Annotated in this window: 13 protein-coding genes; 10 read left to right on the top strand and 3 right to left on the bottom strand. The window is 57.0% G+C overall.

Annotated features, from left to right (window positions below; genetic code table 11):
• The first annotated feature begins 117 nt into the window (after positions 1-117).
• From PI990_RS13105 to PI990_RS13090, 4 genes are all read left to right on the top strand, one after another.
• Complete coding sequence (locus PI990_RS13105) at positions 118-1,074, top strand: DMT family transporter (protein WP_263404431.1); 957 nt, start codon at positions 118-120, stop codon at positions 1,072-1,074.
• Positions 1,075-1,290: 216 nt separating this feature from the next.
• On the top strand, positions 1,291-1,572 hold the full coding sequence (locus PI990_RS13100) for a hypothetical protein (RefSeq protein WP_271660877.1): 282 nt from the start codon (positions 1,291-1,293) through the stop codon (positions 1,570-1,572).
• A 146-nt stretch (positions 1,573-1,718) separates the two neighbouring features.
• The gene (locus PI990_RS13095; protein ID WP_271660876.1) at positions 1,719-2,195 is read left to right on the top strand and encodes a DUF488 domain-containing protein; all 477 of its coding nucleotides are present in this window, start codon (positions 1,719-1,721) and stop codon (positions 2,193-2,195) included.
• Between the two features lie 127 nt (positions 2,196-2,322).
• Positions 2,323-4,326 (top strand): peptidase U32 family protein, encoded by a 2,004-nt coding sequence (locus PI990_RS13090; RefSeq protein WP_271660875.1) that lies wholly within the window; start codon positions 2,323-2,325, stop codon positions 4,324-4,326.
• A 62-nt stretch (positions 4,327-4,388) separates the two neighbouring features.
• On the opposite strand, the gene PI990_RS13085 is transcribed toward PI990_RS13090, so the two are convergent.
• Positions 4,389-5,279: an oxygenase MpaB family protein gene (locus tag PI990_RS13085; protein ID WP_271660874.1), complete on the bottom strand. Its 891-nt coding sequence runs from the start codon at positions 5,277-5,279 to the stop codon at positions 4,389-4,391.
• 84 nt (positions 5,280-5,363) lie between these two features.
• On the opposite strand from PI990_RS13085, the gene PI990_RS13080 reads away from it, so the two are divergent.
• On the top strand, positions 5,364-5,972 hold the full coding sequence (locus PI990_RS13080; RefSeq protein WP_271660873.1) for a TetR/AcrR family transcriptional regulator: 609 nt from the start codon (positions 5,364-5,366) through the stop codon (positions 5,970-5,972).
• 247 nt (positions 5,973-6,219) lie between these two features.
• Here the strand turns inward: PI990_RS13080 and PI990_RS13075 are convergent, their stop codons facing one another.
• On the bottom strand, positions 6,220-7,068 hold the full coding sequence (locus PI990_RS13075; protein ID WP_271660872.1) for a CAP domain-containing protein: 849 nt from the start codon (positions 7,066-7,068) through the stop codon (positions 6,220-6,222).
• 171 nt (positions 7,069-7,239) lie between these two features.
• On the bottom strand, positions 7,240-7,500 hold the full coding sequence (locus tag PI990_RS13070) for a hypothetical protein (protein ID WP_021221747.1): 261 nt from the start codon (positions 7,498-7,500) through the stop codon (positions 7,240-7,242).
• Between the two features lie 1,017 nt (positions 7,501-8,517).
• Between PI990_RS13070 and PI990_RS13065 the strand changes: the two genes are divergently transcribed.
• The 5 genes from PI990_RS13065 (at position 8,518) to PI990_RS13045 (ending at position 13,370) form a co-directional block, all read left to right on the top strand.
• Positions 8,518-9,678: a dsDNA nuclease domain-containing protein gene (locus PI990_RS13065; RefSeq protein ID WP_271660871.1), complete on the top strand. Its 1,161-nt coding sequence runs from the start codon at positions 8,518-8,520 to the stop codon at positions 9,676-9,678.
• On the top strand, positions 9,675-10,160 hold the full coding sequence (locus tag PI990_RS13060; protein ID WP_271660870.1) for a hypothetical protein: 486 nt from the start codon (positions 9,675-9,677) through the stop codon (positions 10,158-10,160). Before PI990_RS13065 ends, PI990_RS13060 begins: the two co-directional genes overlap by 4 nt.
• Positions 10,150-11,937 carry an AAA family ATPase gene (locus PI990_RS13055; protein WP_271660869.1) on the top strand — a complete coding sequence of 596 codons (1,788 nt, stop codon included), beginning with the start codon at positions 10,150-10,152 and terminating at the stop codon, positions 11,935-11,937. Before PI990_RS13060 ends, PI990_RS13055 begins: the two co-directional genes overlap by 11 nt.
• 42 nt (positions 11,938-11,979) lie before the next feature.
• Complete coding sequence (locus PI990_RS13050) at positions 11,980-12,915, top strand: hypothetical protein (protein WP_271660868.1); 936 nt, start codon at positions 11,980-11,982, stop codon at positions 12,913-12,915.
• Positions 12,916-13,013: 98 nt separating this feature from the next.
• Entirely contained in the window at positions 13,014-13,370 is a 357-nt protein-coding gene (locus tag PI990_RS13045; protein ID WP_271660867.1) for a hypothetical protein, read from the top strand.
• Positions 13,371-13,473 lie beyond the last annotated feature (103 nt).

Below are 13,473 nucleotides of genomic sequence, written 5' to 3'. Positions count from 1 at the left end.
ATCGTCCGTGGAGAAAAGCTCGTTTGTCACGCCGAGCCCCGTCCGAATAATAGGGAGCCACAGACGGGATTCAAGCGACCGCCTGCAACGAATGGAACTCAAGCAAGGAGACAGGCGATGAACACGCAGAACGTCATGGGCACACGCGAATGGGGCATGCTGGTGGCCCTTTCCATCCTCTGGGGCGGTTCGTTCTTCTTCGTCGGCATCGCCGTGAAGGAATTGCCGCCTTTCACCATCGTCATGGCCCGCATCGGCCTGGCCGCCCTCGCCCTCCTGGCCCTGGTGCACCTCATGGGCCTGCGGATGCCGCGCGATCCCCGCGTGTGGCTGGCGTTCTTCGGCATGGGGCTGCTCAACAACCTGATTCCCTTCTGCCTCATCGTCTGGGGCCAGACCCACATCGCCAGCGGCCTGGCCTCCATCCTCAACGCCAGCACGCCGCTGTTCTCGGTGCTGGTGGCGCACCTGCTGACCCAGGACGAGAAAATGACCGGCCGCAAGCTCGCCGGCGTGCTCATCGGCCTGGCCGGCGTCGCCACCCTCATCGGCCCCGCCGCGCTGTCGGGGCTCGGCAGCCATATCTGGGCGCAGCTGGCGGTGCTCGGCGCCGCGCTGTCCTATGCCTTCGCCGGTATCTTCGGCCGCCGCTTCAAGGCCATGGGAGTGCCGCCGATGATCACCGCCACCGGGCAGATCAGCGCCTCGACCCTGCTGCTGATCCCCGTCGCCCTGCTGGTGGACCACCCCTGGACCCTGCCCCTGCCCGGCCCCGCCACCTGGGCCGCGCTGGCCGGCATCGCCCTGCTCTCCACTGCCCTGGCCTACGTGCTGTACTTCCGCATCCTCGCCAGCGCCGGCGCCACCAACCTGATGCTGGTGACCTTCCTCATCCCGGTCAGCGCCATCCTCCTCGGCGCCCTGGTGCTGGGCGAACAGCTGGAAGCCAAGCACTTCATCGGCATGGCCCTGATCGCCGCCGGCCTGGCCGCCCTCGACGGCCGCCTGGTCACCGCCCTGCGCCCGAAACCGCGCCACCCCGACCGCGACAGCTTCCTCGGCAAGGACATCTAGCCCTCCCGCCACTCCCCAGGCCCCGGCGCGCGGGGCCTGGCAACCCAGCCGACACAAGGCTCGAATAATTCTGCAACTCACCCTCCGGCACCCGGTCTATGGTTATCAGCGATCGCCACGCCCGTTGCACAGCGGCCCCAGAGCCGCGTCGCGCAGCGGTCGGCAGGATCGCAACCCCACTCAAGCCTGTCGTCTGCCGGACAAAGGAGTTGCCCCGTGAAGTGCTTGATCTGCGAACACGAAGCCAAGCCCCTGGAATCGCGCGGCCCAGGCCTCGCCCTGCGCTGCCGGGAATGTGGCAGCTACCAGGTGGACGAACGCCTGCTGGCGCGCCTGCGCCTGAGCGGCGAAATCCTCGATGAACAGCAGGCCCGCACGCGCCTGCACTTCCGCCGCGCCGGCCACCAGGGCCTGCCGCTGCTGGACGCCGCCGACGCCGACCTGCTGCAACCGCGCCCGCTGATCCACGACTGGATTCGCGATATATCCAGTTGCTGAGAGGCTGTAGGAAATTGACGCGTCTGAAGAGCCGCCCATCGTCGGCGAGCCCTGCTTCCAGGTTGCGGTGATAAGGTCCGCCGCGACTTTGCCGCCTGGCCGGCACGGAGGCGGAGGCGGAGGCGGAGGCGGAGGCGGAGGACATCATGAATATCTACACAGCGGGTTATGAAGGCCTCTCCATCGATGCCTTCATCGCGCGCCTGCAAGAAGCCGGGATCGACAAGGTCCTCGACGTTCGTGAATACCCCCTCTCGCGCAAGCCGGGCTTCTCCAAGAAAGCCTTTGCCGACTGCCTGGCAAAAGCGGGCATCGCCTACGAGCACGAGCCCGCCCTCGGTTGCCCCAAGCCCGTACGCAAGCGCTACAAGGAAGATGGTGACTGGGCCGCCTATGAGCGTGGCTTCAATGCCTATATCGACACCCAGGACGAGCGGCTCCATGACCTGCTCGCCAAAGTGCCCAGCCAACGGATCTGCATGGTCTGCTACGAAGCGGACGCCCGGTTCTGCCATCGCAACCTGATCGCCCAGCGAGCCCGCAGCCTTGATGGCGCCTTGCAGGCCGTTCATCTCCCCGTTAGAGCATCAGCAACTGCGGAGCTGTTCCCAGTTCTAACCTAGTACGGGACGATCAGCCCAAGCACACAAGTGTTTGCAGCCAATCCGCTATTCGTCGCCGGACCGGGTGCCGAGCGGGCACCGGACCGGTACAATTCGCGCCCTGCACCGTGCCGGAAGCCTTTTTGCCATGTCCCTACCCAAACACCACCTCGAACTGCTCAGTCCTGCCCGCGATGTGCACATCGCCCGCGAGGCCATCCTGCATGGGGCCGACGCCGTCTATATCGGCGGGCCGAGCTTCGGCGCGCGGCACAACGCCTGCAACGAGGTGGCCGATATCGCCCAGCTGGTGGAGTTCGCCCGGCGCTTCCACGCCCGCGTGTTCGTCACCATCAACACCATCCTCCACGATGACGAGCTGGAGCCGGCGCGCGCGCTGATCCACCAGCTGTACGACGCCGGCGTCGACGCGCTGATCGTCCAGGACATGGGCGTGATGGAACTGGACATCCCGCCGATCGAGCTGCACGCCAGCACCCAGACCGACATCCGCACCCTGGAGCGGGCCAAGTTCCTCGACCAAGCCGGCTTCTCCCAACTGGTGCTGGCCCGCGAACTGGACCTCAAGCAGATCCGCACCATCGCCGACCACACCGACGCCGCCATCGAGTTCTTCATCCACGGCGCCCTTTGCGTGGCCTTCTCCGGCCAGTGCAACATCTCCCACGCCCAGACCGGCCGCAGCGCCAACCGCGGCGACTGCTCCCAGGCCTGCCGCCTGCCCTACACCCTGAAGGATGACCAGGGCCGCGTCGTCGCCTTCGAAAAACACCTGCTGTCCATGAAGGACAACAACCAGAGCGCCAACCTCAGCGCCCTGGTGGACGCTGGCGTGCGCTCCTTCAAGATCGAAGGGCGCTACAAGGACATGGGCTACGTGAAGAACATCACCGCCTACTACCGCCAGCGCCTGGACGGCATCCTGGAAAACCGCCCGGACCTGGCCCGTGCCTCCAGCGGCCGCACCGACCACTTCTTCGTGCCCGACCCGGACAAGACCTTCCACCGTGGCAGCACCGACTACTTCGTCACCGACCGCAAGATCGACATCGGCGCCTTCGACTCTCCCACCTTCACCGGCCTGCTGGTGGGCAACGTGGAGAAGGTCAACAAGCGCGACCTGCTGGTGGTGACCCAGGAGCCCCTGTCCAACGGCGACGGCCTCAACGTGCTGGTCAAGCGCGAGGTCGTGGGCTTCCGCGCCAACATCGCCGAGCCCAAGGGCGAGTTCGAAGAAGACGGCCAGAAGCGCTACCGCTACCGCGTCGAGCCCAACGAAATGCCCGAGGGCCTGTTCCGCCTGCGCCCCAACCACCCGCTCTCGCGCAACCTCGACCATAACTGGCAGCAGGCCCTGCAGAAGACCTCGTCCGAGCGCCGCATCGGCCTCTCCTGGGTCGCCAAGCTGCGTGAAGAGCGCCTGGAACTGAGCGCCACCAGCGAGGAAGGCATCACCGCCAGCGTCGCCCTGGAAGGCCCCTTCGGCGCCGCCAACAAGCCCGAGCAGGCCCTCGAACAGTTGCACGACCTGCTCGGCCAACTGGGCACCACCCAGTACCACGCCGACGCCGTGGAGCTGGACGCGCCCCAGGCCTTCTTCATCCCCAACTCCCAGCTCAAGGCCCTGCGCCGCGAAGCCATCGAGGCGCTGACCGCCGCCCGCGTCGCCGCCCACCCGCGCGGCGGCCGCAAGCCCGTCGCCGTGCCGCCGCCGGTGTACCCGGAGGCGCACCTGTCGTTCCTCTACAACGTCTACAACCAGAAGGCCCGCGACTTCTACCACCGCTACGGTGTGCAGCTGATCGACGCCGCCTACGAGGCCCACGAGGAAGCCGGTGAAGTGCCGGTGATGATCACCAAGCACTGCCTGCGCTTCTCCTTCAACCTCTGCCCCAAACAGGCCAAGGGCGTGACCGGCGTGCGCACCAAGGTCGCACCGATGCAACTGGTGCACGGCGACGAAGTGCTGACCCTGAAGTTCGACTGCAAACCCTGCGAAATGCACGTGGTGGGCAAGATGAAGGGCCACATCCTCGACCTGCCGCAACCCGGCAGCGCCGCGACCCAGGTGGTCGGTCACATCAGCCCCGACGACCTGATGAAAACCATCCGCAACCGCGCCCCGCACTAAGGCCCCGCCCAACCACGCCCCCCCCTGTAGCCCGGGCTTCAGCCCGGGAACGGTGAAGCCCATCAAGCCCCGGGACTCCGCTGCTCTGCAGGGGTAGCCAGGCGCGCACGCCGTATCGCCCGCCGCGCCCTGGGGAAATAGCCCCACTCCCCGGGCAGCACACGCCAGGCCAGCCGCAGGAACCCGCCGAGCAGGCGCAACCGGCGCTGGTCCGACGCCGTCCAGCGCAGCCCCAGCCGCTCCCGCAATACCGGCGGCAAGGTGCCCCGTGCCACCCAGCGCACGCCGCCCACCAGCAGGGGCTGCAGGCACCACCACAGCGGGCCGCGCATCCAGGGATAGGGCGCCGGCAGGCGTGCGGTCGGGCCGAAGTACCAGGCGGTGATCTCCGTCGCCTGGAGGCGCTGCTCCAGCATCCGCTGCCAATACTCCTGAAAGGCGACGTAGCTTTCCGGCACCTGCCCCATCGGCAATCCATAGAGGGCATACCAGTGGACGGACTCCTGGTAGAGGCGCTCGCATTGCCCTTCGTCCAGGGGCATGCCGAGCCACTGCTGCAGGGCGATCTGCGCCTCGAAGAAGGTCGCGTGGGCCCAATAGAACAGCTCGGGGCTGAGGGCGTGGTAGGGCCGTCCCTGCCCGTCCTGGCCCTTGATATCGCGATGGAAGGAGCGCACCTGCAAAGCGGTGCCGGCAGCCTGGCCGCCGTCGTAGACCACACCGAGGATGGGCGGGATGGAGCGCAGCAGGCGGTTCCAGGGGTTGGCGAACAGGTCGGAGTGCTGCAGCACACCGGCGGCCAGGCCCGGGTGCATGTTCTGCAGGATGCCGGTGCGCCCGATCAGCAGCAGGCCGCGCAGGTCGCCGAAGTAGCGCCAGGTCAGTGAGTCCGGCCCCAACGGGCTCGGCGGGGCGGGTGGATGGGCGGACTGAGCGAGGTCTGGTGCGTGCATGGGAGCGGCTCCGGCAAGGGCTTGGAAACGCCCTCACGCTAATGCGACTATCCGCTCGCATTCAATTCGCGTCCGGAGCCTGTCATGCGCAAGCAGCCCCGCCAGCAACGCTCGCAACAGATGGTCGCCGACCTGGTGGAAGCCTGCGCCCGGGTCATCGCCCGCGACGGCCTGGCACGCCTGAGCACCAACCTCATCGCCGCCGAGGCCGGGGTCAGTGTCGGTTCGCTCTATCAATACTTCGCCAGCAAGGAAGCCCTGGTCGAGGCCCTGCTCGACCGCATGAGCCAGGCGCTGGCCGGCGTGGTCCGCGACAACGCCACGGCCTTGCTGGCGGACGACGTGCACGCCGCCGTGGAGCGCCTGCTGCAGGCGGTATTCGCATTCATCGACCGCAACGCCAGCCTGCACCTCGAACTGGCGCGCCACTGGCAGGACCTGCGCACGCTGAAGGTGGTCGACGAGATGGAGCGGCACCTGTTCGACTTCTGCCGCCTCTACCTGCTGCGCCACCTGCGGGAAATCCCCATCGACAACCCGCTGCCCACGCTCTACGTGGTCATCAACAGCGCGCTGATGACCATCATCCGCTTCATGAGCCACCCCCAGCCGCCGCTCACGCGCAGCGAACTGATCGGCGCCTTGAGCGACATGTTCGCGGCCTATATGGCCAGCCTGGCCAAGGCAAAGTAAGGGCTACGCCCCGACAAGCCACTAAAAAGCATCAGCGCTAACAAGGTCGAAAGCTCTTGTAGCCTGGGCTTCAGCCCAGGAATCGATGCGCACAAAACTCCCGGGCTGAAGCCCGGGCTACGCCCCTGTGACGATGCGAATCAAGAGCAGGACGAACACGAGCCGTAGGGTGTGCCGTGCGCACCTCCGCACGGTGCTTCCGGCGGACTCCCTGCTTTCAACGCCGCGATGGCAACGCAGGCAGGTTTTACGGAGCGCCCAGCAGCAGCGTCCAATACTCCCCACCCGCCTTCGCCGCCGGCGACTGGGCACCGCCCAGGTCGGTGAACAGCGGGCTCATCAGCCGCGAGCATTCCTCCGGGCTGGCCAGCCAGCCCTGCACCGCGCTGGCCGCCGAGCCCATGCCGGCGGCAATGCTCTCCGCCACCCGTGTGCCCCCATAGCCGGCACTGCGCGCCCGGTCCGCCGGTGCGCTGCCGTCGGTGCCCTGGTGGGCGAAGAAGCCGTTGAGCGCCATCGACTGGCTGTGGTTGGTCGCCGCCACTCCCAGGGCCTCGCTCCAACGCAGCGGCGGCGCCGACGCGAAGGGCTCGTTACCGCACAGGCGTGGTTGCGCCCGCGCCGCATTCACCTGCTCCAGCAGCATCGGCCCCTGCAAAGGCCCGGCAGCCAGGGCCGCACTGCGCAGCGGCCGCGCGAAGGTCACCCGCCACACCGGCACCGCCTGGCTCACGCCCACATCGACGAACTGCGGGTTCAGCAACACATCGCAATACCCCAGCAGCGCCTTGAACGCCGCCTGGGCATCGGCCGGGCCGGTGAGGCGGATGGTGCGCACATCCCCCGGTCGGTAGCCGGACTGCTCCAGCGCCGCGCGCCAGGTTTCGCCATTGCCGGTGGGCAGCGCCAGGCGCGGGTCGCTGGCCAGGGGCGTAAGCGCAACGGTGGGCTGGTTGCCACAGTTCTGCGGCTGGGCGCGGTAGGTATTGATGGCATCGACCAGCACCGCCTCCTCGGCATCGGAAGCACCGGTGGCGAGCAACAGGCCAAGCAATAAAGCGAAGGGGCGGATGGGCAAGGCAGCAAGTGGGCGCATGGTTCGAACCTCATATAAAGGAAGTCGGGCAACCACGGCGCCAGCCCGAGTGCCACGGCACCGGGGTTCGCAAGCCCGTGAAGGTTGGAACCGCAACGGCGCCGCCGAGTTCAGCGGCGCCCGAAGGGGGTGGCGCAGCCTTCGCCCGCCACCACCCTGCCCCACTGTCTATCAGGGCACCTGGCGCCCCAAGGGCAACCCGACCATCTCCACCAGCCGCAGGTAATCCTCATAGTTACTGCGCGACAAGTGGATCACCGCATCCATCAATGCACCCTCCCGGTAACCATCGAGAAACGGCCCCGGCACGCCATCATGCAGGGACACGTTTTCCAGAATCACCTCGGCGATCACCAGGGTGGTGTGCAGGCGTGCGTCCAGGCCCTGGACCAGTTGCTGGAGGCGGCGTTGTTCGTGAGTGATATCGCTCATGCCGAAACCTCCCCGAGGGTGGGAAGGATGGGCTGCGGGGCTGAGCGGTAGAGAACGAGAGGAGTGAATGCGTCGTGCATAGCGAATAGTCCTTTGCTGAGGTTCATCAGCTGCCGCCATCCGCTGTCATTCAAAGGGCGGCAGATCGCGCAGGGTTGACAGACCGGGCAAAGGAGCCGGCAGACCGCAAGGGTCTCCCCACGCGATCTGCCATAGAGCAGAGCAGTTATGAAAACTGCATGCGTACAAAGGCCTGCAAAAAACGTCCGCCGTTTTTCGCATGCACCTTGGTGGCGCAATCGCGCCTTTGCTGCGGGCTGTCAAACCCGGCCACGGGACTTACCGTGGCGGGTGCAGGATAGGGACGGGGGGGCGGGAGGGCAAGGGATCGCGCGAGAGGCTTAGGCCCATGTCGCCCTCAGCTAGCTGGACCCGTCGTTAATAGCTGTAGCTGATTGAACAGGCGAAACACGGCAGGAGTAGCAGAAGAGGTGAGCAAACATAAAAGACGGCCAGTGATCATTGACTTGGTGCTAGGAGCCCGTATTTAGACCGAGGCAGACTGGATTCTCCTCCTAAGAAAGCACCTCAGCAGAGCATGCTCACTTGCCTCCTAGGGACCTCTACAACTTAGGTAGAGGTCCCTATAAATGATGCTTGCATTGCCGATGGCCACAAGCCACCATTCGAGGCACTCAAAAGGACTTAACTCTCAAACGAGAGTGTGCAAAGGAAGCTCTATGGACTGCACTACGCGCAATGATCGAGAACCATCCTACCTTGCGGTTCAATACGGAGCGCATGCAGCATTCTTGCTCCGGCGACATAAAAGCCATAGCCATGATGGCGCACGGCGGCTCTACTCACACTTCAAACCAAAACTAACAGCCATAACGACAGTAACCCTGCGAAGTGGCGACTACGCATTCAGCCCCAAATAAAAACTTACCCTTTTCGCATCTATAACTGATCGCGCTATAGGGTTTTCATATTTCATCAAATTTAAGATGGCCTGATATGAAACTTCATGAAATAGACCCAAGAGAACAAAAAGGGCGGGATACAATTGATCGGTTTCGGGCACAATTTAAAGCAGCAAGCCTCGAGAGCTTAGCACTCTTGGAAAACGGGGAAATAGAAAGAATCTACTGCGACTTTCATGAAGACTATGTAGTAAAGCACTTAATAAATTCAGCCCCCAAATATCGTTTCGTCCAAGTAAAAACCAAAAGCAAGCTTAACCATCAGTATTCTATTCTTGAAATATTTGGACTGAAGAAAAAGCCCAAAAGAAGCCCCATTCACGACTTAGCTGGAAGCTTTGCGGGAAAACTCTTGCTCCATGTCGAAGAATTTGGAGGATCTTGCAAGTCAATCGAAATCTGCACGAACGTCAATTTCGATGATGAAGTAGAGCAAATAATCGACGAAATCCATAGTAAGCTGTCACCATCCAAGCACACAATTACTCTAATATCAGAAACCAAAAAACTAATCCCTTCACTAGCAACAAAAAGCGACGCAGAAGCAGTAAGTTTTCTGTCTCACTTATTGCTAGCCCCAAGAAAGCAAATACTCAATGAAGAAGAAGATGTGTTTGTCTCTCAAGCATCAAATCAAATATACAAATACAGTGAGATCAACCTCAGCCCCATTGAGGTTAGAAAAATAATCATTCAACTACTTTCCCTGATAGAAGAAAGATCTTCCACCCCCCTTTCTAGCTCAATTACTGAACGCGACCTAGACGCCAAAGCAAGTGTCGACCTAGATGACATACTGGATATCTTGTGCATATCTAGACCCGCTTATTACGCTCTAAAAGCCAGCGGCGATGACAAAGCCATAAAGTCAGTTTCTATTCTCCAGCGAATACTAAAGCGCTCAGGCTACTCAGACAACACAGTAGATACATTCGCTGGCTTTAAGTGCAACTGGGAAGCTTGGTATAGAACAAATAGGCATACCCTTCTCGAATTTCGCCTAGCTATTGCAAAGGAAAAAATAGTTCAAGTAGCAAAGAAAATCTCCACCGGCCATGTAGACATGAATTCCATCGTCGGCGAGATATCACATTTAACATCAGAAATAAGAACAGACTTATCCCGACAAGACATCAGCGAAGAACTAGCTTTCGGTGCTGTCCTCTCAGAACTTGTTAAGGGAGAGGCTCTGTGAATTTCCGCGACGCCGTAGCAAGCGCTATATCTGAGTCTTCAACTCTGTTAACGGAAAGCAACCCTAAAACACGCCACGACACCCTTGGGAATGAAAGCCTATTTCACACTCCCCTCATTGCATTGACTATTGTTCTTCTAGCGCGCTCTCGATCCAAGCCAAAGCGAGATGAGATCGGAATGCTTGTCGGAGTTTGTTTTGAGAAAAGCCTTGCAGGCTTCAAAGGATCAAGCCAAGAGCTTGGATGGTCTGCAAACTTAAGAATACGTACAGTCAAAGCACTAACATTCCTAGAGAACACAGGCCTGATTATCATTGAAAAAAGCACCTCTCGAATAGAGGCAACAAACTCAGGCAAGAAGCTTATAGACTCCATACTGAAAGAAGAGAGCAGACTCTGCGTCGCGCTACTTATGCTCAAGCGCGAATATAGAAATATCTGTAAAGAAAGAGCTATTGAGGCCAAACTAGATGAAATTTGAATCCTTAGAAATTATTCAAAGCAACCAGAGCGGCTGGCGGTCAGGTGAGCTCGAGTTTGGCAGCGCAATAACTCAGCTTTATGCCAAGAACGGAAGCGGGAAAACCCCTTTAATCCAAGCAATGATGTTCTGCCTAGGGCTCCACGTTCAGTTCAGAGACGATATAGTAAGAAACTGTAAAATGGCTAGACTTAAAGTCTTGATCAATAAAAAGCGTTTCACTTTAGAACGAATGATAGGCGACACTTTTGACCTGACGGTCAAAACTGAAGATCCGACAGAGAGTCGATTTTATAACGAAGAAGACTTCTCAAAATTCATGCTGAAGTCGCTTAACTTGAGAAGCGATAGGCTTGTAACCAACGGCAACACCCCGACGATTCCATATTTCTCCGCTTTGCTTCCTCTTTTCTACTTGGACCAGGACCAAGGTTACTCAGAGTATTATTCTCCACCTCGCCCTGGTTTTATAAAAGATCAATTCTCAGAGATGACTAGGCTAGCGGCAGGCTTTCCTCCTCAGCACTCTTATGACAAGAAGAAAAAAGCAATCGACGTAAAAAAAGAGCTGGAGTATTTAGACGCAACAATCGTCGATAGTCGGAAACTAATGGAGAGACTCAGCCAAGAATTGCCATCGCCGGTTCGAAAAATTGAAGATGTCGACAGATTAATAGCCGAGTCAAAATCACGCCTTGACGACCTTAAAAAAACCAAAGACATCAAGAGTGAATCCATCTCTAGCCTCGACCATCTCATGGGGAATTTAAGAAGAAGGCATCATGAATTAAGCTCAGAAGAAGCCTCACTTGAATCCAAAATCTCCAGCTCAACACAAATACGCGATGAGATATTTAGCGAAATTGAAACACTGAACTTAAACGAAGAAGCAAGAAGAGCCTTCACCTCCTTCTCCGACATATGTTCCTCACCGTCGTGCGGCATGTTTATGGCTAGCGCAGACTCCTACGGAAAGAGCTTACTTTACCTAAAAGACCAGATAAAAGATCTAGAAATAGCCACCTCTTCTAATATACAAAAAGCAGAATCAATCGTCACAGAGAAACAGTTCATTGAAAGGCAAATAGCTGACCTAGCTCAACAAAGGGGCCTAGCCGAGAGAGAAGCCGGAATTGAAATATTCATCGAAGCCATTAGTAAGATTGCTTCAGAAGTCTTTGAGCTTGGGCTAGAAAAAAGCAAACTGGAAAAATATGAGCAACAAAAAACATCTCACTTTGAACTAATGGAAAAAAGAGAAAACACATTAACTCTTGAGGACTCCTTACAAACCTCACGCGAACAGTCTCCAGATATTTTGAAATTTAGAATCGACCTAGGCCAAAAAATGGCCGAGTGGCTTGATATTCTAAACTCAAAAAATATATCCAGAGATATACGCATTGATTCCGACCTGAAGCCGATACTAGGAACAGAAAAGCTGGGAATAATTAAAGGTAGTTCAAAGGCAAGGACGGTATTGGCGTTTCACGCAGCGCTATTCGAGCTTTGCACTAACAACCCCAACTCCCCTTTCAGAGTTCTTGTTTTCGACACACCGCGTCAGCAGGAGATTCACTGGGAGGATCTAGATGCATATATTCAAGCGTTGAAATCTGTTGCACTGCGCAACAATGCACAAGTAATTTTCTCAACTACTAGCTATCAATACGAAATCAATGCCGAAACCGACAAAGAATGGCTGCCTCAGTTTGCTGGTGTGGAGCAACCTATGTATCTCGGAAAAATCGGACAACCACCAATTGACGCGACATAACTATTCACCAGAGCACGTACCAACCAATTCCCAGGCAAAGAAATGAACTACGAGCTAGATATAAAGGCAAATGCCTTAGACAGCTTTAATGAAGCTCTAGAAAAATTCGAGCAAGGTGAGAAGGGTGACAACAAAGCCTATAAATTTGCAATCCTGCACACATCACACTTCCTAGAACTAATACTAAAAATCTATATTATATCCGTGGACGAAAACCTCGTATTTTCAAAATGCTACCGACACATTACAAAAATATCGAAAGATAAAAACATAAGCATCCTCGAGTCTTTTGAGAAGCTGAAGCAAGAAAGCTTTGATCTTAGAACTCTAATAAACAATGACAATAGCCCTCACACAATCACCCTTGACCAAGCACTGGAATTTGCAAAATGTGAAAAATGTAAAACCACAGAAATTAGCTTTATTGATACTGATTTCTGCATTGACATTGAGTGGATAAAAGGACTAAGAAACAATATCGAGCACTTCCAATTCAAACTTGAGCCCAAAGAGGTCAGACTATGTATCGGGCGTCTAGTGCGAGGAGCAATCGAGTTTCTTGAAATATTCGACATAATGGATCTTGAAAGTGAAATCGGAAAAGATAGGCTACATATTTTTAAAGTGCTTGCTGATGAATACACTCAGCTTTTGAGAGAAGCAAAAAGAGAGGTCGTAGAGCAAAAAACAGATACTTTTCGGGGCGTCAGGCCCAAACACTATGCATTTATTGAATGGAATGTATACACGTGCCCGGACTGCAGCAACCATACAATGACACCCAATCAAGACTCCAGTACCGGATACAGATGCACTTATTGTAAAAATGAAGATAGCGATGAAATTGAGGTTCAGTGTGATAGTTGCGGTGCATTTTTACCCAGAAATGAAATGGACACATGGCATATGGATGACGAAACGATAGAGCTCAGATGTTGCTTCTGCTCTGGCCAGTATCAGGCAGAGAAATACGATTAGTGCGATACGTTCCTTAGCAACAGTAAACTAGGTAGCAAAATCCCGAATTTATCAGCCAGCTACCTCTATCGAACTCTAGGCCAACCAAGGATTACTAAGTGAGCAGTGAAGCATATAGCTTAATACGCCTGACACTCTTCAAACATGGATCAGCCTCATTTTTAGCCGCATTGGATGAAGCTCAAATCCGCCACAGCCCTATTCGTAACTTCTCAAACACGCCTCAAGCCTCGGGCATGGTTGAAGCTATCACCGCGCTTTCCGATGCTATGCCATGGAATGCAATCGCGAAAATCATAGTTGCTTGGATAGAGGCGAGAAAGAGTAGGGAAGTAATAATCCATACAGAGTCTGGCGAGAGAATACACGCAAAGGGCTACTCGGCATCTGAAGTCCAAAAGCTCCTGAAAAACTCTACAAATGTCATAGTTATCGATACGCAGCCTAGCGAATAAAACTCACCACTTACTCAGCTATATGGTTCATACCATGCACAGCGCTAGCTGCCATGACTAAAGCCCGGGGTCAATGCCGAGTACAGTCTAGGAAACTTGTAAC

It is taken from the genome of Pseudomonas sp. TUM22785 (genome assembly GCF_028198105.1).
In the GTDB taxonomy this organism is placed as follows: domain Bacteria; phylum Pseudomonadota; class Gammaproteobacteria; order Pseudomonadales; family Pseudomonadaceae; genus Metapseudomonas; species Metapseudomonas solani.
This window is presented reverse-complemented; position numbering and strand designations above follow the sequence as displayed.